At 59.7% G+C, this 18,716-nt stretch carries 21 protein-coding genes, 1 tRNA gene and 1 riboswitch; of the genes, 13 read left to right on the top strand and 9 right to left on the bottom strand.

Translation table 11 applies throughout. The annotated features are described in order from the left end of the window. Window positions 1-3 precede the first annotated feature (3 nt). Entirely contained in the window at window positions 4-1,335 is a 1,332-nt protein-coding gene (petB, locus tag ACR0ER_RS06985; RefSeq protein WP_170329788.1) for a cytochrome b, read from the bottom strand. Between the two features lie 14 nt (window positions 1,336-1,349). Then, on the bottom strand, window positions 1,350-1,934 hold the full coding sequence (gene petA / locus ACR0ER_RS06980) for a ubiquinol-cytochrome c reductase iron-sulfur subunit (RefSeq protein ID WP_480768298.1): 585 nt from the start codon (window positions 1,932-1,934) through the stop codon (window positions 1,350-1,352). A 484-nt stretch (window positions 1,935-2,418) separates the two neighbouring features. Between petA and ACR0ER_RS06975 the strand changes: the two genes are divergently transcribed. Continuing rightward, a complete protein-coding gene (locus ACR0ER_RS06975) occupies window positions 2,419-2,865 on the top strand; it encodes a c-type cytochrome (protein ID WP_480768297.1) in 447 nt (148 codons plus the stop codon). 50 nt (window positions 2,866-2,915) lie between these two features. Here ACR0ER_RS06975 and ACR0ER_RS06970 read toward each other — a convergent pair whose 3' ends face one another. Further along, window positions 2,916-3,524, bottom strand: a complete 609-nt coding sequence (locus tag ACR0ER_RS06970) for a glutathione S-transferase (RefSeq protein ID WP_480768296.1) — start codon at window positions 3,522-3,524, stop codon at window positions 2,916-2,918. Between the two features lie 112 nt (window positions 3,525-3,636). Next, a riboswitch (FMN riboswitch) is annotated at window positions 3,637-3,781 on the top strand. A gap of 72 nt (window positions 3,782-3,853) precedes the next feature. On the opposite strand from ACR0ER_RS06970, the gene ACR0ER_RS06965 reads away from it, so the two are divergent. The 5 genes from ACR0ER_RS06965 to cobO all read left to right on the top strand — a co-directional run bounded on the left by ACR0ER_RS06965 (window position 3,854) and on the right by cobO (window position 7,773). After that, window positions 3,854-4,294 carry a 6,7-dimethyl-8-ribityllumazine synthase gene (locus ACR0ER_RS06965; protein ID WP_480768295.1) on the top strand — a complete coding sequence of 147 codons (441 nt, stop codon included), beginning with the start codon at window positions 3,854-3,856 and terminating at the stop codon, window positions 4,292-4,294. 94 nt (window positions 4,295-4,388) lie between these two features. Further along, the gene (gene aroC, locus ACR0ER_RS06960; RefSeq protein ID WP_480768294.1) at window positions 4,389-5,489 is read left to right on the top strand and encodes a chorismate synthase; all 1,101 of its coding nucleotides are present in this window, start codon (window positions 4,389-4,391) and stop codon (window positions 5,487-5,489) included. Further along, window positions 5,473-6,147 (top strand): HD domain-containing protein, encoded by a 675-nt coding sequence (locus ACR0ER_RS06955; RefSeq protein WP_480768293.1) that lies wholly within the window; start codon window positions 5,473-5,475, stop codon window positions 6,145-6,147. The genes aroC and ACR0ER_RS06955 overlap by 17 nt, the downstream gene beginning before the upstream one ends. Before the next feature lie 32 nt (window positions 6,148-6,179). Next, on the top strand, window positions 6,180-7,115 hold the full coding sequence (locus ACR0ER_RS06950; protein ID WP_480768292.1) for a DMT family transporter: 936 nt from the start codon (window positions 6,180-6,182) through the stop codon (window positions 7,113-7,115). Between the two features lie 58 nt (window positions 7,116-7,173). Beyond that, complete coding sequence (gene cobO / locus ACR0ER_RS06945; protein WP_480768291.1) at window positions 7,174-7,773, top strand: cob(I)yrinic acid a,c-diamide adenosyltransferase; 600 nt, start codon at window positions 7,174-7,176, stop codon at window positions 7,771-7,773. A gap of 33 nt (window positions 7,774-7,806) precedes the next feature. Here the strand turns inward: cobO and ACR0ER_RS06940 are convergent, their stop codons facing one another. The 5 genes from ACR0ER_RS06940 to ACR0ER_RS06920 all read right to left on the bottom strand — a co-directional run bounded on the left by ACR0ER_RS06940 (window position 7,807) and on the right by ACR0ER_RS06920 (window position 12,322). Then, window positions 7,807-8,001 carry a hypothetical protein gene (locus ACR0ER_RS06940; protein WP_480768290.1) on the bottom strand — a complete coding sequence of 65 codons (195 nt, stop codon included), beginning with the start codon at window positions 7,999-8,001 and terminating at the stop codon, window positions 7,807-7,809. A gap of 201 nt (window positions 8,002-8,202) precedes the next feature. Continuing rightward, window positions 8,203-9,771: an alkaline phosphatase D family protein gene (locus ACR0ER_RS06935; protein WP_480768289.1), complete on the bottom strand. Its 1,569-nt coding sequence runs from the start codon at window positions 9,769-9,771 to the stop codon at window positions 8,203-8,205. A 133-nt stretch (window positions 9,772-9,904) separates the two neighbouring features. Beyond that, the gene (locus tag ACR0ER_RS06930; protein WP_480768288.1) at window positions 9,905-10,270 is read right to left on the bottom strand and encodes a hypothetical protein; all 366 of its coding nucleotides are present in this window, start codon (window positions 10,268-10,270) and stop codon (window positions 9,905-9,907) included. Window positions 10,271-10,379: 109 nt separating this feature from the next. Beyond that, window positions 10,380-11,330 carry an AraC family transcriptional regulator gene (locus ACR0ER_RS06925; protein WP_480768287.1) on the bottom strand — a complete coding sequence of 317 codons (951 nt, stop codon included), beginning with the start codon at window positions 11,328-11,330 and terminating at the stop codon, window positions 10,380-10,382. A gap of 125 nt (window positions 11,331-11,455) precedes the next feature. Continuing rightward, window positions 11,456-12,322 carry a branched-chain amino acid aminotransferase gene (locus ACR0ER_RS06920; RefSeq protein WP_480768286.1) on the bottom strand — a complete coding sequence of 289 codons (867 nt, stop codon included), beginning with the start codon at window positions 12,320-12,322 and terminating at the stop codon, window positions 11,456-11,458. Between the two features lie 159 nt (window positions 12,323-12,481). Between ACR0ER_RS06920 and ACR0ER_RS06915 the strand changes: the two genes are divergently transcribed. From ACR0ER_RS06915 to ACR0ER_RS06885, 7 genes are all read left to right on the top strand, one after another. Then, window positions 12,482-12,994, top strand: a complete 513-nt coding sequence (locus tag ACR0ER_RS06915; protein ID WP_480768285.1) for a MarR family winged helix-turn-helix transcriptional regulator — start codon at window positions 12,482-12,484, stop codon at window positions 12,992-12,994. Next, entirely contained in the window at window positions 12,991-13,692 is a 702-nt protein-coding gene (locus ACR0ER_RS06910; protein ID WP_170329803.1) for a response regulator, read from the top strand. The genes ACR0ER_RS06915 and ACR0ER_RS06910 overlap by 4 nt, the downstream gene beginning before the upstream one ends. Window positions 13,693-13,761: 69 nt before the next feature. Continuing rightward, window positions 13,762-14,688, top strand: a complete 927-nt coding sequence (locus tag ACR0ER_RS06905; RefSeq protein ID WP_480768284.1) for a histone deacetylase family protein — start codon at window positions 13,762-13,764, stop codon at window positions 14,686-14,688. Then, on the top strand, window positions 14,685-14,927 hold the full coding sequence (locus ACR0ER_RS06900) for an exodeoxyribonuclease VII small subunit (protein WP_058272726.1): 243 nt from the start codon (window positions 14,685-14,687) through the stop codon (window positions 14,925-14,927). The genes ACR0ER_RS06905 and ACR0ER_RS06900 overlap by 4 nt, the downstream gene beginning before the upstream one ends. Then, window positions 14,928-15,794: a polyprenyl synthetase family protein gene (locus ACR0ER_RS06895; RefSeq protein WP_480768283.1), complete on the top strand. Its 867-nt coding sequence runs from the start codon at window positions 14,928-14,930 to the stop codon at window positions 15,792-15,794. Window positions 15,795-15,810: 16 nt separating this feature from the next. Beyond that, complete coding sequence (gene dxs, locus ACR0ER_RS06890) at window positions 15,811-17,739, top strand: 1-deoxy-D-xylulose-5-phosphate synthase (protein WP_480768282.1); 1,929 nt, start codon at window positions 15,811-15,813, stop codon at window positions 17,737-17,739. 268 nt (window positions 17,740-18,007) lie between these two features. Then, complete coding sequence (locus ACR0ER_RS06885; protein WP_480768281.1) at window positions 18,008-18,433, top strand: hypothetical protein; 426 nt, start codon at window positions 18,008-18,010, stop codon at window positions 18,431-18,433. A 62-nt stretch (window positions 18,434-18,495) separates the two neighbouring features. On the opposite strand, the gene ACR0ER_RS06880 is transcribed toward ACR0ER_RS06885, so the two are convergent. Further along, a tRNA-Thr gene (locus ACR0ER_RS06880) sits at window positions 18,496-18,571 on the bottom strand. Window positions 18,572-18,716 lie beyond the last annotated feature (145 nt).

Raw genomic sequence — 18,716 nt, 5'->3', positions numbered from 1 at the left:
TTCTTACTCGGCCGGCGTGGCGTCGGCGTCAGCCTTGCCATAATGCGCGTTGAAGTCTTCTTCGATGGTCTCGGGCTGGGCCAGAGGTTTCTCGATCACACCGAGGATCGGCAGGATCACGAAGAAATAGGCGAACCAGTAAGCGGACGCGATCAGCGAGAAGGTCGCGTAGGGCTCTTCCGCGGGCATCGCACCCAGCCACATCAGGGCAAAGAAGTCGATGACCAGCAGGTAGAACCACCATTTGAACATCGGACGGTACTTGCCCGAACGCACGCTCGAGGTGTCCAGCCAGGGCGCCAGGGCCATGGCCAGGATCGCACCGAACATCGCAATCACACCAAAGAACTTGGCGTCAACGATGCCGCCGGTGATGAAGCTGGCGAACTGAACAACCCAAACTTCACCGGTGAAGGCGCGCAGGATCGCGTAGAACGGCAGGAAGTACCATTCAGGCACGATGTGTGCAGGCGTAACCAGCGGGTTGGCTTCGATATAGTTGTCCGGGTGGCCCAGATAGTTCGGCATGAAGCCGACAACCGCCCAGAACACGACCAGGATCACGGCCAGTGCGAACAAGTCCTTGATCACGAAGTAGGGCCAGAACGGCAGCGTGTCTTTCTCGGCCTCGGCTTTGGAACCGCGACGCACATCAACACCCGTGGGGTTGTTGTTGCCGGTGGTGTGGAAGGCCCAGATGTGCACGATCACCAGCGCCGCAATAACGAACGGCAGCAGGTAGTGCAGCGAGAAGAAACGGTTCAGCGTGGCGTTGTCCACCGCGGGTCCGCCCAGCAGCCAGGTCTGGATCGCCTCACCCACAAACGGGATCGCGCCAAACAGGCCAGTGATCACGGTCGCGCCCCAGAAGGACATCTGACCCCAGGGCAGAACGTAACCCATGAACGCGGTGCCCATCATCATCAGGTAAATGAGCATACCAACGATCCACGTGATCTCACGCGGGGCTTTGTACGAGCCGTAGAACAGGCCACGGAAGATGTGGATGTAAACCGCGACAAAGAACAGCGACGCGCCGTTCATGTGCAGATAGCGCAGCATATAGCCGCCATTCACGTTGCGCATGATGTGTTCGATGCTGGCAAAGGCCAGATCAACATGCGGGGTGTAGTGCATCACCAGAACGATACCGGTGACGATTTGCAACGCCAGGCAGAACGCAAGGACGATGCCCCAGATCCACCACCAGTTCAGGTTCTTGGGGGTGGGGATCATGATGGTGTCGTAGATCAGGCCGACAATCGGCAGGCGGCTGTTCAGCCACTTCTCGCCGTTTGTCTTCGGCTCGTAATGATCGTGGGGAATTCCGGACATAAGTTGGGTCTCCCTTAGCCGAGCTTGATGGTGCTGTTGTCCACCCATTCAGCGGGCGGGACGGGCAGGTTTTCAGGCGCGGGGCCTTTACGAATACGTCCGGCTAGATCGTAGTGCGATCCGTGGCAGGGGCAAAACCAGCCACCAAAATCACCGGCATCGCCCAAAGGCACACAACCCAGGTGGGTACACACGCCCATCTGAACGATCCATGCGCCCGCTGCTTCGCCCTCAGGCGACGGCATTACGCGGTTGGCATCGGTCGCCGGGGCGTCCGCATTCAGGTTGAAGTTGCGCGCCAGCGGGTCAGGCAGGGCGCCGACGCCTTCGGCATCCTGTTCCTGCGCTTTCTGGATCTCGGCACCGGTGCGGTGACGGATGAACACGGGTTTGCCCAGCCATTTCACGGTCAGCTGCGTACCCGGCTCAACGCCGCTCACGTCCACGCGGATTGAGGACAGCGCCTGAACGTCTGCCGATGGGTTCATTTGGTTGATCAGGGGCCATACGGCTGCACCCGTCGCAACGACACCTGCGCCGCCAGCGACGTAGTAGAGGAAATCTCTGCGGGTGCCTTCGTTGTCTTCTGCGTGGGACACGAGGTTTTCTCCGATTCCGGCGCCCGCAATTGCGGGCAAACATGCATCAGCACCGCATCAAAGCGGCGTCTCATCGCGGCTATCTAGCCGGGAGAAATCGGTTCGTCCAGCGGTCATAGGCGCGCACTACGCCGCATCTGGGCATTCATGTCACAACGAAAGGGTTATTTTTCAAGTTTTGGACAGGTTTAAGTGGGGAAATCCGCCGGTCACCGGAAGCAGGGGCCAATGTGATTCGCGTCCACTGCGCCGCGCCGGGAAAACCCCGCCGGGCCGGTTTCCATCTGACCGGCAATGTCGGATCTGCAAGATTCTGACCCAGTTTCGCCACGCAATTTTCACCTTTCTGGAAATCTGTGACCGCGAAAAAACTGAGTTAAAAATAGATATTTTATAGGGGCTTACCCGGGTCTGATTTCGATTGCACTTTTAACGGGAATCTACGAAGGGCCGGATAAATCCCAACCTCAGCAGGACGTTTTCCATGCCAAAACTCATTCCAACTGCGTTGTCCCTTGCAATTGCCCTGGCGTCACATGCCGCAGCCGCCGGCGACCCAGCCAAAGGCGAAAAACTCTATAACCGCTGCTCTTCCTGTCATGCGATCATTAAAGATGGCGAGGTTCTTGTCAAAGGCGGCATCACCGGGCCGAATCTCTTTGGTGTTGTCGGCCGCGTCGCCGGAGCCGAGAATGACTACCGCTACGGTAGCGAGCGTCTGCCCGTCGGCATGTTCACCGATGACATGATCCGCGCCGGCGAAGAGGGTCTGGTCTGGACCCAGGAAAACATCGCCGCCTATTCGCAGGATCCGATCGGTTTCATTCGGGAATATCTGAATGACGAGACCGCGCGCCCGAACATGAGCGTGAAGCTGAAAAAAGGCGCCGACGACATCGCCGCCTATCTCGCCACCTTCAGCGCCCCTTGATCTGCCATGCGCTGGCCCTGCACGTCACGGCCAGCGCATCTGAAGCAGGGTCAGCCCTCGGGGCGGGTCGCCACCATGCTGGGCCGTTCGTTGAACGCAGCAAACCACTCACTCAGCGCGTCGTTGCCCTTACGCCAGTTCCGCGCATCGTGGCGCAGGTCCAGATAACCCAGCGCACAAGCCACAGCCACTTGCCCCATATCCAGCGGCCCCGAAAGATGCGCCATCCAGCGCTGATTAAGCGCTGCACAGGCCCGTTCGATCTTGCCCCATTGCGCATCCAGCCACGTGTCCCACTGCTTGTCTTCGGGGCGCAGACGCGCCTCGTAGGCCATCCCAACTGCCGAATCCAAAATACCGTCGGCCAGCGCCTCCAGCGTCAGCACGTCCCACCGTCCGGCCCCTTCGGGATACATCCCCGCCTTGGCACGTGCGTCCAGAAAGGCGCAGATCACCCGGCTGTCGAACAGGGTCGGGCCATCCGGCCGCTCTAGCGCCGGAATGCGTCTCAGCGGCACCTTGCCCTGCAGCTCGCCTGCAGGAGCCAACGGAGTGGTGGCGACGTTCAGCACCTCGACATCTTCAAGCTGGCCAGTTTCGTGCAGCAAAACCATCACCTTGCGGACATAGGGCGAGGTTGGACTGTGATAGAGTTTCATTCGCGCGCTCCTTGGTTGCTGCGACCTTACAGGACGACCATGAAAACAAAACCCGTCAATTGGGCGGGACGCAAAGCCTCTTGCAGAAGTGAACGCACCTTGGCACATTCCGCCCTGTTCTCAGGGCGGGGTGAAATTCCCCACCGGCGGTATGCGGGCATGACCTGTAAGCCCGCGAGCGGCCCCATGCCGGGGTGTCAGCAGATCTGGTGAGAGGCCAGAGCCGACGGTTAAAGTCCGGATGAAAGAGAACGTGCAGCGTGCCGGTGATGCGGCGCGCCTGCCCGTGATCGCCTTGGGTGACGTGTCTGTTACGAAAGGAGATCATGATGACACACACCCGCTATGCTTTTATCAAAGCCAACTGGCATTCCGATATCGTGGACCGCGCGCTGGACGGTTTTCTGGAGCTTATCCCCGCTGAGCAAGTCGATGTCTTCGACGTCCCCGGCGCTTTCGAGATGCCGTTGCTGGCCCGCGATCTGGCCCAAACCGGCCAATACGCTGCCGTTGCCTGTGCCGCCTTTGTGGTGGATGGCGGCATCTACCGGCATGACTTCGTGGCGCAAGCCGTGGTTGAAGGCCTGATGCGGGCTGGCATGGACACCGGAGTTCCGGTCCTGTCGGTGTCGCTGACTCCGCATCAATATCAGGAAACCGATCACCACAACGCCATCTACCGCGCGCATTTCGTGGATAAAGGGCGCGAGGCCGCGCAGGCCGCCCTGAAAATCACCGAAACTCGCGCCACGCTGACCCGTGCGGCTTAACTACAACAGGTTGGGGCACCCCTGCCCCAACCGCAAATCCGCTTGAGGCCCCGGGCCTTGCCCGCTAATCACAACCCTCAAAGGAGCACGCCCCATGTCGATGAACAGCTTTGGACACCTCTTCCGCGTCACCACCTGGGGTGAAAGCCACGGGCCCGCCTTGGGTGCAACCGTTGACGGCTGCCCGCCGGGTGTGGAAATCAACGAGGCGATGATCCAGCACTGGCTGGACAAGCGCAAACCGGGGCAGAACAAGTTTACCACTCAACGGCGCGAGCCCGATCAGGTGAAAATCCTCTCCGGCGTATTCGAAGGTCAAACCACTGGCACGCCTGTGCAGCTGATGATCGAGAACACCGATCAACGATCCAAAGACTACGGCGACATTATGGATAAGTTCCGTCCTGGCCACGCCGATATCACCTATTGGCAGAAATACGGCATCCGCGACTATCGCGGCGGTGGCCGCAGCTCGGCCCGCGAAACCGCGTCGCGCGTAGCCGCCGGAGGCTTGGCGCGTGAGGCGATCAAGCAGATCGCGCCGAATGTGCAGATCACCGGCTATATGACCCAGATTGGCCCGCACAAGATCGACCGTGCCTATTTCGACTGGTCGCAGATCGAACAAAACCCGTTCTGGACGCCCGACGCGCAAGCCGCCGAAGACTGGGCGACCTATCTGGATGATTTGCGCAAATCCGGCAACTCAGTCGGTGCGGTGGTCGAAGTTGTGGCTCGCGGCGTCCCAGCCGGGCTCGGCGCACCGGTTTATGCCAAGTTAGACACTGATCTGGCCGCCGCGATGATGTCGATCAACGCCGTCAAAGGCGTTGAAATCGGTGAGGGCATGGCCGCTGCTGAACTGACCGGTGAAGCCAACGCGGATGAGATTTTCATGGGTCAGAATGGCCCGCAATACAGCTCGAACCACGCGGGCGGCATTCTGGGCGGCATCTCGACCGGACAGGACGTTGTGGTGCGGTTTGCAGTGAAGCCGACCTCGTCGATCCTGACTACCCGCAAGACGATTACCAAGTCCGGTGAGGAAACCGAGATCATCACCAAAGGTCGCCATGACCCCTGCGTCGGTATCCGCGCGGTGCCGGTGGGTGAGGCGATGATGGCCTGCGTGATCCTCGACCACATGCTGCTGCACCGCGGCCAGATCGGAGAGAACCGTGGACGGATCGGCTGATCTGCGCTCCCGCCTGCGCGCGGTGGTCGCGCAGCGGATGGAAACCGATCCGGCGCATGACCTTGCCCATCTGGACCGGGTCTGGGTCAATGCTCAGAACATCGCAGATGAGGCGACAGACCTGTCCGTTTTGCTGGCCGCCTGCTACCTGCATGATCTGGTCAACCTGCCGAAAGACGACCCCGAACGTCATCTGGCCTCGCGCAAATCCGCGCAGGATTCAGAGCCTTTTCTCAGGGAACTGGGCTATAATGAGACCCAGATCAGCGCGATACAACACGCTATCGAAGCGCACAGTTTCTCGGCCAATATCACACCCGAAACGCCCGAGGCCTGCATTCTGCGCGACGCAGACCGGCTGGATGCACTTGGGGCCATTGGGGTTGCACGGAACTTCTCCGTCTCGGGCGCATTAGGGCGGACGTTGTATGACGCGGCCGATCCTTTTGCTGCAAACCGCCCGCTGGACGATCTTGCCTTTTCAATCGACCACTGGAAGGTCAAGCTGTTGGCTCTGCCCGATGACATGCTGACCGAAGGCGGCGCGGACTTGGCACGGCGACGAACCCAACGGATGATCCGGTTTCTGGAAGAGTTTGCCGACGAGATCGGACATCCCTTGCCCGCCGACTGGTCTAATTCCCGCACCGAATATTGATCTTTGACAACCAAAGGCGCAGGGTCGCGCCGATGGCAAAACCCTTAACATCGCATCGACCTGTACTGGCCGTGTCGCTGAAACTCAGCGCGCTGGTGCTGTTCACCGCAATGCAGGCGCTGGTCAAAGCGTTGTCAGTCGACTTCCCGCCCGGAGAGATGGTGTTCTTCCGCTCGCTCTTTGCGGTTCCTGTGATCATCGGCTGGCTGGTCTATAGGGGAGAGCTGGCGCAAGGGTTGGTGGTCAAAAAACCCATGGGGCATTTCTGGCGCGGCGTTCTGGGCACCAGCGCCATGGGCCTGACTTTTACCGGCCTCAGCTTGCTGCCATTGCCCGAGGTCACAGCAATTGGCTATGCCACGCCAATATTCACCCTGATTCTGGCCGCGGTCATGCTGGGCGAGCGTATCCGCATGATCCGCATCGGCGCGGTGGCCATCGGCCTGCTGGGGGTGCTGATCATGATCTGGCCACGGCTGGGCGGCAACAACATGGACACTGCCGCCACCATCGGTGCGCTCTGCGTGCTGGCGGCGACCATGGCGCGGGCCTTTGTGCAGATCCATATCCGGCAACTGGTGCAGGTCGATCACCCTGCTGCGGTGGTCTTCTACTTCTCGATGACTGCCACGCTGCTGTCATCCCTAACAGCCTTTTGGGGCTGGACTATGCCGACGTGGGAACAGGCTCTAATACTGGCCTGTATGGGGTTGATCGGCGGCGTGGCGCAAATCCTGGTGACCTCATCCTATCGCTTTGGGCAGGCTTCGATGCTGGCGCCTTACGATTACACCACCATGCTGTTTGCCATTGTCATCGGCTATGTGTGGTTCGATGAACTGCCGACGCTTGTCATGCTGGGCGGCGCGGCGTTGGTGATCGCAGGCAACGTGCTGGTCATCTTGCGGGAACGGCAATTGGGCGTCGATCGCGGCAAGGACAAGTCGGCACCGGACCCGAAGTCCTGATCTTTACCTTTGGCAAACATCGCTTAGGTTGGGCGCAACATCAGGAAAGGTTCCGCCCATGAGCGACGCACAAGATCACAAGGAAAAGATGCAGAAGGTGCAGGCCCAGCACCGTAAAAAAGTGTCCGAGGCCGTCGACCCGAACCGCGGTCTGGTTCTGATCAACACCGGTAAGGGCAAAGGCAAATCCTCGGCCGCGTTTGGCGTGGTGATAAGGGCGCTCGGCTGGGGCCAGAAGGTTGCCGTGGTGCAGTTCATCAAGGGAAAGTGGAAGACCGGCGAGCGGCGCTTTTTCGAAGAACGTGATCTGGTGACCTGGCACACGATGGGCGAAGGCTTCACTTGGGACACGCAGGATCGCGATCGTGACATCGCCGCCGCCAACGCCGCCTTTGACAAGGCCCGTGCGCTGATGGCCAGCGGTGAGTATGATCTGGTGGTTCTGGACGAGATCAACATCGCCCTGCGCTATGAATACCTGACGGTGGATCAGGTGATCGACGGGCTGAATGAACGGTCCGACAAGACCAGCGTGTTCCTAACCGGCCGCGATGCCCCGCAGGCGCTGCGCGACTATGCTGACCTGGTTACCGAAATGACCGAAGAAAAGCACCCGTTCCAAGCTGGAATCAAAGCCCAGCGCGGCGTGGATTTCTAAGAATAGAGCCAGAACAGCCCCAATCCGGGGCTGTTACCGGTCCGGGTTTTCGTTGAGATACCGAACGGAACCGCGCCGACTTGCAGCACTAGCCGGCAAGGTTTCGGGTAGGTCGCGTTCTGCTTTGGGTGTCTTGTCGACATAGGCGCAAAAATCATCGTCACAGCAACCGCCGCAAGCGGTGGCTGCCTCGTGCCGTGCCATGATTTGATCCAGTGGATCGCCCATATCTTACCCCGATCATTCGTTTCCGAGGCGGTGGCAGGCCGTCACCTATTCATGCGCTAAGCCCGCAAACCGCCTCGAAACCCTGTGCCGGATGCTCGCGCAACTGGCGTTGCTCGCTATCTGACTATTTTAGTCGGGAATTTCAAGAGTAAAAAAAAACCGCGCCCCAAAACAATCCTTGGGGCGCGGTGGGACGAACGATCAGATTCCTTGCGGCTGCGGGTCCAGTGTGACCGACCACAGCTCGGTATCGGCGCGGTCCATCAGACGCACAGTCATCTGCTGGGTTGCGCCGTCGATATCGACCAGACCAAAGAACTGCAGGCCGGCGCTAGGGGGCAGGTTTGCGCCCTGTTCCTTAGTCGGCGCTTTGACGAACTTCACCTCTGGCCCAAAGGTTCCGTCCAGCGCGTTCGGGCCAAAGGTCCCGGCATGCAGCGGGCCGGACACAAACTCCCAGAAGGGTTCAAAATCCTGGTATTGTCCCTTGTTAGGGTCATAGTAGTGCGCCGCAGTATAGTGAACATCGGCCGTGAACCAGACCGTGTTGGCAACGCCTTCGGTCTTGATGAAGCGCAACAGATCAGCGATTTCCAACTCGCGCCCTTTGGCGGGGCCGCTGTCTCCGTTTGAAATCGCCTCTGCCCCGGCCTGGTCCTTCCAGTTGTCCCAGACGATCAGACCGATCGGCATGTCCGAGGCGATCACCTTCCACGTCGCCTGCGAAGCGGCCAGTTCGCGTTTCAGCCAGGCCAGTTGCTCAGCACCCAGAATGCGCGACTTGTCGGTGATTTCATCCTCCATCGACGCGCCGTTCGGCCCGCGATAGCTGCGCAGGTCCAGGAAGAACACATCCAGCATCGGACCATAAGAGATCCTGCGATACACACGCCCCGGCTCGGCCGGCGTGATCCGCAGCGGGGTCATCTCGTGAAAGGCACGACCCGCGCGAGATTGCAGCACATGCACCGATTTCTCGGTGTAACGGTCATCCGAGATCAAGTCCTTGGCGTCCGACCAGTTGTTGACAACCTCGTGGTCATCCCACTGAAAGAAGGTCGGGCAAACGGCGTTCATGGCGCGCACATGCGCGTCCATCATGTTGTATTTCCACTGGGCGCGGAATTCGTCCAGCGTTTCGGCCACCTTCCGCTTCTCATCGATCAGGGTGCTGTTTTGCCAGATCAACTGACCGTCTTTCTCGACCTCATCCTGCATCGGGCCATCGGCATAAACCGTGTCGCCAGAATGAATGAAGAAATCGGGCCGGTGCTGCGCCATGGTGGCGTATGTGCGCATCCCTTCGTCATCAATGCCCCAGCCCTGCCCCGCCGTGTCACCCGACCACGCAAAGCGAATGTTGCGACGCTCGGACGGCGCAGTGCGGAATTGACCAATAATAGGCTCTGATCTGACGTTGATGTCGCTCAGATCAGCAGCCACGAAACGGTAGAAGATATCCTGATCCGAGGGCAGCCCCTCGACCAACCGCTTCACTGCAAAATCGCTGTTCGGGATGGCGTCCATTGGGGTCAACTGGCGGGCGTCGGCAAAGCTTTCGGTGGTCGACACCTCCATCATCACACGCGCAGGACGATCCGTACGGGTCCAGATCATGCCCGCGCTCATGTCAACATCGCCCGACTGCACGCCGTGGGTAAAGACGGGGCGGGATGAGGCGCGGCTGATCGCGGGCATGGACAGCGACGCGGCAAAGGCAGTGCTTCCAGCCAGAAAGGCGCGGCGGTTGGGGCGAAGGATTCGGGTCATGGGGGCTCTCCTGTCTGGTGACCCTTGTGGGCCACGCGATTGGTGAGCGGCAGTGAGCCGCTTGTTTGTAAAACAAGCGGCTCAGATTCTTGAAAGTATCACGATGATATTGTGACACCTGTGGATAACTTGCTCAGGCAGCAACCCTCTGTTCCGGCGTGCTGACCGAGATGACGGCGACCACCGCCGCGCCGTTCAACCAATAGTATATCGCATCCAGGCCTGAGAACCCAAACAGGCTGGGCGCGGCCAGGAACACGACGCCGACCAGCAAATCAACGGCCAGGTGGACCTTGTAGGGCAACACCCGCCAGATGCCGAGGTGGTGATCGGTCAGCACGGTCAGCACAAAGGCCGCGACCCCGGTTGCCACAGACAGCCACAGGGCCATCGGGTTGGATTGTCCCAGCCCCAGCACGAAGGGTAGCCCCATCAGCGCAAAGGCGACGGGGTAGTCCAGATAGGCGTGAATGGAGCGGGTAACGAAACGAACAGACATTGAAATTTCCTTTCCTTGCTTGGCATGATCCCAAGTTAGGAAAGGGCGTTCGGACGTTTAATTCCGGATCGTTCGTGAAATCTTGCAGATCGTTCAGAATCGTGTTCGATCAGTGCATCGACCGATAGGCCGCCGGGGACAGGCCAATCTGTTTTTTGAACACGCGCGAAAACGCGGCCTCAGAGGCATAGCCGACCTCGGCCGCCGCATCCGCCACGTTCCAGCGGGCCTCGGTCAACCCGTGGCAGGCGATCTGCATCCGCCAGTCGGTCAGGTATTGCATGGGGGTGGTTCCCATCTTCTCGGCAAACAACTGCGCGAAGGCGGTGCGCGACATTCCGGCCTCACGGGCCAGCGATTCAACGCTCCACTCCTGCGCCGGGGCTTGATGAAAGGCGGTCAGCGCGCGGGAAATGCGGGGGTCGGCAAACCCAGCCAAAGAGGACTCGCTGGGGCTTTGATGTTCCAGATGGGCGCGGATGGCTTGTGCAAACAGCACTTCGGACAGTTTAAGCGCGATCAGGTCTCCGCCGATGCGGGCACCACTGATTTCGGACCCGATCATGCGCAATGTAGCCTCGATCCAGGCGCCGGCTTCCTCTCCGTAGTTTTCGATCAGGATGTAGGGCGGTAGCCGGTCGATAAGCATATGCCCGCTCCCTTGCCGCCCAGGCGGTCCGGTAAAGGAGAAATGGCCGCAGATAAGTTGCGTGTCGCGGCTCTTGTCCTCGCCGCCATATATCAGCACGCCATCGCCCTGATATCCGGCTTCGTCCAACACCTGCTCAAGCGGCAGCGCGTCCGTCGGTTTGACCTCGTTGCACAGCAGCGCATGGGCGGCGCCATGCGGGATCAGGATCAGGTCACCTTGCTTCAAACGCAAGGTTTCACCTGTGTTAGAGACTGAAACCTTCAGCTCACCTCGTTGAACGAAGTGAAACCGAGCCACGTTTTCGAAGGCAGGGACCTGAACGCCAAAGGGCGGCGTGAAAGAGGTACGGAAATAGAATGTGCCGCGCAGAGACAGGCGGGTGAGGATATCGCTGAGCAAGTCCAACATGCGGTAAACCTAACCCCGACTGCGCATTCGTCCAGCCATCTGAACGATCTGCACAAAATCTTGAACGGCAGGCAAAGAAAAACCCCCGCGAAAGGCGGGGGTCTCGATGACGTTCCAGGGCCGGATCAGGCGCGGACCAGCGCCTCATACTCGGCAGCGATCTCGCGGGTTAGGTCTCCGACCTCGAACGTGTAATCGCCGATCTGCCCGACCGGGGTGACCTCGGCCGCGGTGCCGGTCAGCCAGCACTGTTCGAAATCGGCCATCTCTTCGGGCTGGATGCGGCGTTCGTGGACGGTGATGCCCTTGTCTTTCAGCATCTGGATCACGGTCTGACGGGTGATGCCGTTCAGGAAGCAATCGGCCAGCGGGGTGTGAACCTCACCATCTTTCACAAAGAACACGTTCGCGCCGGTCGCCTCGGCCACGTAGCCGCGCCAGTCCATGAACAGCGCGTCCGAGCAGCCCTTGGCCTCAGCCTTGTGCTTGGAAATGGTGCAGATCATGTAAAGACCCGCCGCCTTGGCGTGGACCGGGATGGTTTCGGGGCTGGGGCGTTTCCATTCCGCGATATCCAGCTTGGCGCCCTGCATCTTGGCGTCGCCGTAATAAGCACCCCACGGCCAGACAGCCACGGCCATGCGCACTGGGTTCTTGGCCGATGCGACACCCATATCCTCGCCCGAACCACGCCAGACCAGTGCGCGGACATAGGCGTCCTGCAACCCGCTGGCTTTCAGGGCTTCTTCCTTGGCGGCCTCGATCTCGTCCACCGAATAGGGCATCGGCATGTCCAGCGCCTCGGCCGAGGCGATCAGACGCTCGGAATGTTCGCGGCTTTTGAAGATCTTGCCGTTATAGGCACGCTCTCCTTCAAACACCGAGGACGCATAGTGCATCGCATGGGTCAGGATGTGCACATTGGCCTCGCGCCAGGGCACAAGTTTCCCATCCAACCAGATGGTGCCATCACGATCATCATACCCCGCCATGCGAAACCTCCAGCCTTGGGTTGAATTTTTCGATTGTTGCGCCAATTAAGTCCGATGCGGACATAAAATTGCGCAGAAACTGCGATTCGATACCTGTCCACTCTTGGAATGTCAACAACGCTGACATAAACTTGGAACGAGTAACGAATGAGGCATACTATGTCGGATACGCGTCCCGCCCAAGTCTTTGGCGGTGAAAGCCTGTTGTTTTTAACCGACGAACAGCTTCGGCAGGGGATCGAGGCGATGTTTTTCGCATATCGCGGTTTCACCGCGGACCCCGATCGCATTTTGACGCAGATGGCCTATGGCCGGGCGCATCACCGGGCGATTCACTTCATCAACCGCGCACCGGGCACCACGGTGAACAACCTGCTGGCCATTCTGGGGGTGACGAAACAGTCTCTGAACCGGGTGCTCCGAACGCTGATTGAGGATGGTCTGGTCGAAAGCCGCGTGGGCACTGTGGACAAGCGCGAACGGCATTTGTTTCTGACCGAAAAGGGCAAGGCGCTTGAGGCCAAACTGTCCGAGGCCCAGCGCGTGCGGATGCGTGCAGCATATAAGGACGCGGGCCCCGAGGCCGTATCAGGATTTCGTAAAGTGCTTGAAGCGATGATGGATGCTGATATGCGTCATGCTTACACGAAACTGCGGGATACCACCTCATGAGCGAAATGGACGCCCATCTGCTGATCGTTGACGACGATGAGCGTATTCGTGATCTGCTCAAGAAGTTTCTGATGCGGAGCGGTTTTCTGGTCACCGCGGCCCGGGATGCGGCACACGCAAGGCGGGTCTTGTCGGGACTGGATTTCGATATGATTGTGCTGGACGTGATGATGCCCGGCGAAGATGGCGTGAGCCTGACCCGAACGCTGCGTGAAACCCATACCACGCCGATCCTTCTGCTGACTGCACGCGGCGAGACCGAGCACCGGATCGCCGGGCTTGAAGCCGGAGCGGATGACTACCTTGCCAAACCGTTTGAGCCGAAAGAGCTGCTGCTGCGGATCAACGCGATCCTGCGGCGGATGCCGGAAACGCCGGCGCAGGACACAGCAACCAAGATTCTGAACCTCGGACCAATCCGGTATGACGTGGAACGTGGCGAGATGTGGCAGGGCGAAGAGCCCGTGCGCCTGACCGCAACTGAGAGCCAGTTGATGAAGATTTTCTCGGCCCAGCCGGGGGAGCCGATCAGCCGCGCCAAATTGGTTGAGGATCTGGGCCGCGATAAGGGGCAGGCGCAGGAGCGCGCGGTGGACGTGCAGATCACCCGCCTGCGACGCAAGATTGAACAGGACCCGAAGCAACCTCGGTATCTGCAAACGGTGCGCGGCGCCGGATATATGCTGGCACCGGATTGATTTGGCCGCTGCGCGGCGATTTTATGCCTTCGGCGAGGATATTTTTAGCCAGATGAACAGGGGATTCCGATGAAAACTGCCCTTCTGACTCATGCGGATTGTTTGGGGCATGTGACGCCGGACGGGCATCCGGAACGGGTGGCGCGTTTGGAGCACATCCTGCACGCGCTGGAATCGCTGGACCTGAACCGGGTGACGGCCCCCTTGGCAGCGGATGATGATCTGTTGCGGGTGCATCCGGAAAGCTACATCCGCGATATTCGCAGCGCCCGCCCGGCAGAGGGGTTTGCTCAGATTGACGGGGATACGTTCATGTCTCCGGGTTCGGTCGATGCGGCCTATCGTGCCGCCGGGGCCGTGGTGCGGGCGGTGGATATGGTGCTGGGCGGCGAGGCTCCGAATGCATTTTGTGCCATCCGCCCGCCGGGGCATCATGCCGAGACTGATACCGCCATGGGGTTTTGTCTGTTCGGCAATGCAGCGCTGGCGGCGAAATATGCGTTGCATCATCATGGATTGAAGCGGGTCGCGGTGGTGGATTTCGACGTGCATCACGGCAATGGCACTCAGGACCTGCTGTGGGATGAGAAGCGCGCGCTGGTTATCACCAGCCAACAGATGCCATTGTGGCCCGGATCCGGACGTCCGGACGAGACCGGTGCTTTTGAGACTGTTCTGAACATCCCTCTGTCGCCGGGCACTGGCGGGGCTGAGATGCGGGCAGCTTATGAAACACAAGCCTTCCCGCGTCTGCGGGCTTTCAAGCCTGAACTGATCATCATCTCAGCCGGGTTCGACGCGCATCAGGACGATCCGCTGGCCAATCTAAACTGGTCAACCGGCGATTTCACCTGGGTCACGGCTGAGTTGTGCACGATCGCTGATGAGCTGTGTGAGGGACGTATCGTCTCGACTCTGGAAGGCGGGTATGATCTGAACGCACTGGCCGAGGCCACCCGCGCCCATGTGGAAGAATTGATGAAGGCAGTCCGATGACCGATACCCCCGTTGATCAGATGACATTCGAACAGGCGATGAAAGAGCTTGAGGCCGTGGTCGGCCAGTTGGAGCGCGGTGACGTGGCGCTGGACCAGTCGATTGCGCTATACGAGCGCGGGGCTGCGTTGAAAAAACGGTGCGAGGATGAGCTGAAAAGGGCCGAGGAAAAAGTGGCCGCGATCACTCTGGACGCCAATGGTCAGCCGACCGGGACGACGCCTGTCGAAGGTCAGTAAATGTTTCGCGAAAAGCTAGCGCAGGATGCGGCGCGGATTCAGGACCAATTCGATTTGGTTCTGGGCGCACTGGACGATCTGCATGTGACCCGAGCGATGGCCTATGCCACCGAAGGCGGCAAGCGGCTGCGCGGGTTTCTGGTGCTGGAAAGCGCGCGCCTGCATGGCGTGGACGCGGGCCGTGCGATCTGGCCTGCCGCAGGGATTGAGGCGCTGCATGCCTATTCACTGGTGCATGACGACCTGCCCTGCATGGATGACGATGACCTGCGGCGTGGCCGTCCGACCGTGCATGTGAAATGGGGCGAAGGCACCGCCGTTTTGGCGGGCGATGCGTTGCAGACGCTGGCCTTTGAGCTGTGTACCCGGCCCGCGGTCGGCAATGCCGAAGTCCGCGCGGATCTGGCCCTAACACTGGCCAAAGCCAGCGGAGCGCAAGGTATGGTGCTGGGTCAGGCGCTGGATATTGCGGCGGAATCGGCGGCGGCTCCGCTGACGCTGGAGGAAATCACGCGCTTGCAAGCGGGCAAAACCGGGGCTTTGATTGAATGGTCGGCTTGTGCGGGAGCTCGGCTGGCACAGGCCGATCCCGCCCCCTTGCGCCAATATGCCCAAGCTCTTGGGCTTGCTTTTCAGATCGCGGATGACATCCTTGATGTGGAAGGTGACGCCGAAAAGGCCGGAAAACGCCTGCAAAAGGATGCCGAGGCTGGCAAAGCCACGTTTGTATCCTTGCTGGGTCTGGCTGCGGCCAAGGCCCGCGCTGCAGAACTGATTGATCAGGCCTGCGCCGCGCTGGATGGGTACGGTGCTTCGGCTGAAACCTTGAAGGACGCCGCCCGCTTCGTTATTGCCCGGGACAGCTAAGCCAGGAACGCGCCAAATGTCTGACCGCCCGAACACGCCCCTGCTGGACCTTGTGAACCGCCCTGCGGACCTCAAGCAGTTCTCAGATGCGCAGCTGCATCAGGTGGCGCAGGAATTGCGGGCTGAGACGATCTCGGCCGTGTCCGTCACCGGCGGCCATCTGGGTGCGGGTCTGGGCGTGGTCGAACTGACCACCGCGCTGCATGCCGTCTTTGACACCCCCCGCGACAAGATCATCTGGGATGTCGGCCACCAATGCTATCCGCACAAAATCCTGACCGAACGGCGCGACCGTATCCGCACACTGCGTATGAAAGACGGCCTGAGCGGTTTTACCAAACGCAGCGAAAGCCCTTATGACCCGTTTGGCGCAGCGCATAGCTCAACCTCGATCAGCGCTGCGCTGGGCTTTGCTGTGGCTCGCGATCTGGGCGGCGTGACGCCGGAGGGACTGGGCGACGCAATTGCTGTGATCGGCGATGGCTCAATGTCTGCGGGCATGGCCTTTGAGGCGATGAACAACGCGGGGCATCTTGGGAAACGCCTGATCGTCATCCTCAACGACAATGAGATGAGCATCGCCCCGCCCGTTGGTGCGCTGTCCAGCTATCTGTCGCGGATTTACACCGAGGCCCCTTTTCACGACCTGAAAGCCGCCGCTAAAGGTGCGGTCTCGCTGCTGCCCGAACCGTTCCGCGAAGGGGCGAAACGCGCCAAAGAAATGCTTAAAGGCATGGCCGTGGGCGGCACGTTGTTCGAGGAACTGGGCTTTTCCTATATCGGGCCGCTGGACGGTCATGACATGGACCAACTGCTGCCGGTTCTGCGGACGGTCAAGGCGCGGGCAACCGGCCCGATCCTGATCCACGTATTGACTAAAAAAGGCAAGGGCTACGCCCCAGCTGAGCAGGCCCGCGACAAAGGTCATGCGACGGCCAAGTTCGACGTGGTGACCGGCAAGCAGCACAAGGCGCCTTCCAACGCACCGTCTTATACCTCGGTCTTTGGCAAGACACTGGTCGAAGAGGCCGGACGCGATGACAAGATCGTTGCCGTCACCGCCGCGATGCCGGACGGCACAGGTTTGAGCCTGTTTGCTGAACGCTACCCGTCGCGCTGTTTCGACGTGGCGATTGCGGAACAACATGGCGTGACCTTTGCCGCCGCGCTGGCGGCAGGGGGGATGAAGCCATTCTGCGCGATGTACTCCACCTTCCTGCAACGCGGCTACGACCAGGTCGTACATGACGTCGCCATTCAACGCTTGCCGGTACGTTTCGCCATTGATCGCGCGGGCCTTGTGGGTGCCGATGGTGCAACCCATGCTGGGTCGTTCGACATCGCTTATCTGGCCAACCTTCCCGGGATGACCGTCATGGCCGCCGCAGATGAGGCCGAGCTGGTGCATATGGTCGCCACTGCCGCGGCCCATAACGACGGCCCCATTGCCTTCCGCTACCCGCGAGGAGAAGGCGTTGGCGTCGACCTGCCCGAACGCGGCGAGGTGCTGGAAATCGGCAAAGGCCGCGTGATCCAGACCGGTGCGCGCGTGGCGCTGTTGTCCTTTGGAACCCGCCTGACCGAAGTGCAGAAAGCCGCCGAGGCGCTTTCAGCCCGGGGCATCACCCCCACCATCGCCGACGCCCGCTTTGCCAAACCGTTAGACCGCGAGTTGATCCTTGATCTGGCGGCGAACCACGAGGCCCTGATTACCATCGAAGAAGGCGCGGTTGGCGGGTTCGGCAGCCATGTGGCACAACTGCTGGCGGATGAGGGCGTGTTTGATCACGGTCTGAAATACCGCTCAATGGTGTTGCCGGATATCTTCATCGATCAGGCCAACCCGGCGGATATGTATGCTGTCGCGGGCATGAATGCTGAACAGATCGAAGCCAAGGTTCTGTCGGTTCTGGGCGTGACAACCATCGGTGAAAAACGCGCCTGAGTCAGTTCGGGGCGGCCCGCGCATCGCCCCTCAGGCCCGCTTACGGCCAAGGTCGGAGAATCAGCGGCAGCTGTTGCGCAGGTTGAAATCCCCCAAGGTCGTTCCTTTCCGCGTTTTGAAACTCCGCGTTTAACTGCGATTTGGGGGTGAGTCATTGTGATCACAGGATTAACTCGCTTTTCCGGGCCATATTTCTGCCTGCCGAAGTTTCTGCTAGGGGTTAAGAAAACGAAAACTCCACCCTTGAGCAGGCGGGCGGATGAGAAACATGATCGCGGCGTTGGCGGTACTCATTCTTATGAGTCTTCCGGCGACTTCAAAAGAGATTCAAATTGGCAATGACCCCGGCGGTCGCATCATGGATCGGATGGTCCAGATAGAAATCGCCAATCGAACCGACGTGCAATTCCAGATTATCGGAGACTATTGCAACTCCAGCTGCACCATGCTGTTGGGCGCGAATGATGTTTGCGTATCATCCGAAACGATTTTTGGGTTTCACGGCCCTCACAGGTTGGACCGGAAAAAAATGTCGACCGATGAATTCGACAGGAAAAGTGTAACGCTCTCAAGTTACTTCCCAAGCCCGGTCAGCAGCTGGTTCATGTCCAAAGCAAGATTTGCAGGTCCGGGTGAGCTGCTCTTTGTATCGGGAGAATACCTGATCGGTCTCGGAGTGAAGGAGTGCGTATGAAGCACAAATGCGCACCTTTGTTCGGAGCACGTGGTTAGCACCAAGTATTTCTTAGGCAATTGTGGTGCCTCAAGAGGGACTCGAACCCCCGACCTTGTCCTTACGAAGGACCTGCTCTACCAGCTGAGCTATTGAGGCAAGCGACGGTTCGTTTAAACGGTCAGAATAGCGCGCGCAAGTCTCGATCTTTGTGATTTTCATCTGCAGGTTTTTTGGCGCCTCACGTTTCCGCACCCTGATCTATTGGCCAGTCTGTGAAGATTTTGTGACGGTGTATTTTCCG

The organism is Ruegeria sp. CH8 (assembly GCF_056536985.1).
Note: the sequence above shows the minus strand (reverse complement) of the source record. Positions and strands in the feature narration are given on the sequence as shown.

What these genes read in the sequence shown, in the direction of transcription:
- ACR0ER_RS06930 (WP_480768288.1), bottom strand. Translation starts at nt 10,270, where the DNA reads ATGTCTGTTCGTTTCGTTACCCGCTCCATTCACGCCTATCTGGACTAC.
- ACR0ER_RS06915 (WP_480768285.1), top strand. Translation starts at nt 12,482, where the DNA reads ATGTCGGATACGCGTCCCGCCCAAGTCTTTGGCGGTGAAAGCCTGTTG.
- ACR0ER_RS06925 (WP_480768287.1), bottom strand. Translation starts at nt 11,330, where the DNA reads ATGTTGGACTTGCTCAGCGATATCCTCACCCGCCTGTCTCTGCGCGGC.
- petB (WP_170329788.1), bottom strand. Translation starts at nt 1,335, where the DNA reads ATGTCCGGAATTCCCCACGATCATTACGAGCCGAAGACAAACGGCGAG.
- ACR0ER_RS06935 (WP_480768289.1), bottom strand. Translation starts at nt 9,771, where the DNA reads ATGACCCGAATCCTTCGCCCCAACCGCCGCGCCTTTCTGGCTGGAAGC.
- ACR0ER_RS06905 (WP_480768284.1), top strand. Translation starts at nt 13,762, where the DNA reads ATGAAAACTGCCCTTCTGACTCATGCGGATTGTTTGGGGCATGTGACG.
- ACR0ER_RS06885 (WP_480768281.1), top strand. Translation starts at nt 18,008, where the DNA reads ATGATCGCGGCGTTGGCGGTACTCATTCTTATGAGTCTTCCGGCGACT.
- ACR0ER_RS06970 (WP_480768296.1), bottom strand. Translation starts at nt 3,524, where the DNA reads ATGAAACTCTATCACAGTCCAACCTCGCCCTATGTCCGCAAGGTGATG.
- dxs (WP_480768282.1), top strand. Translation starts at nt 15,811, where the DNA reads ATGTCTGACCGCCCGAACACGCCCCTGCTGGACCTTGTGAACCGCCCT.
- ACR0ER_RS06965 (WP_480768295.1), top strand. Translation starts at nt 3,854, where the DNA reads ATGACACACACCCGCTATGCTTTTATCAAAGCCAACTGGCATTCCGAT.
- cobO (WP_480768291.1), top strand. Translation starts at nt 7,174, where the DNA reads ATGAGCGACGCACAAGATCACAAGGAAAAGATGCAGAAGGTGCAGGCC.
- aroC (WP_480768294.1), top strand. Translation starts at nt 4,389, where the DNA reads ATGTCGATGAACAGCTTTGGACACCTCTTCCGCGTCACCACCTGGGGT.
- ACR0ER_RS06910 (WP_170329803.1), top strand. Translation starts at nt 12,991, where the DNA reads ATGAGCGAAATGGACGCCCATCTGCTGATCGTTGACGACGATGAGCGT.
- ACR0ER_RS06975 (WP_480768297.1), top strand. Translation starts at nt 2,419, where the DNA reads ATGCCAAAACTCATTCCAACTGCGTTGTCCCTTGCAATTGCCCTGGCG.
- ACR0ER_RS06900 (WP_058272726.1), top strand. Translation starts at nt 14,685, where the DNA reads ATGACCGATACCCCCGTTGATCAGATGACATTCGAACAGGCGATGAAA.
- ACR0ER_RS06920 (WP_480768286.1), bottom strand. Translation starts at nt 12,322, where the DNA reads ATGGCGGGGTATGATGATCGTGATGGCACCATCTGGTTGGATGGGAAA.
- ACR0ER_RS06940 (WP_480768290.1), bottom strand. Translation starts at nt 8,001, where the DNA reads ATGGGCGATCCACTGGATCAAATCATGGCACGGCACGAGGCAGCCACC.
- ACR0ER_RS06895 (WP_480768283.1), top strand. Translation starts at nt 14,928, where the DNA reads ATGTTTCGCGAAAAGCTAGCGCAGGATGCGGCGCGGATTCAGGACCAA.
- ACR0ER_RS06950 (WP_480768292.1), top strand. Translation starts at nt 6,180, where the DNA reads ATGGCAAAACCCTTAACATCGCATCGACCTGTACTGGCCGTGTCGCTG.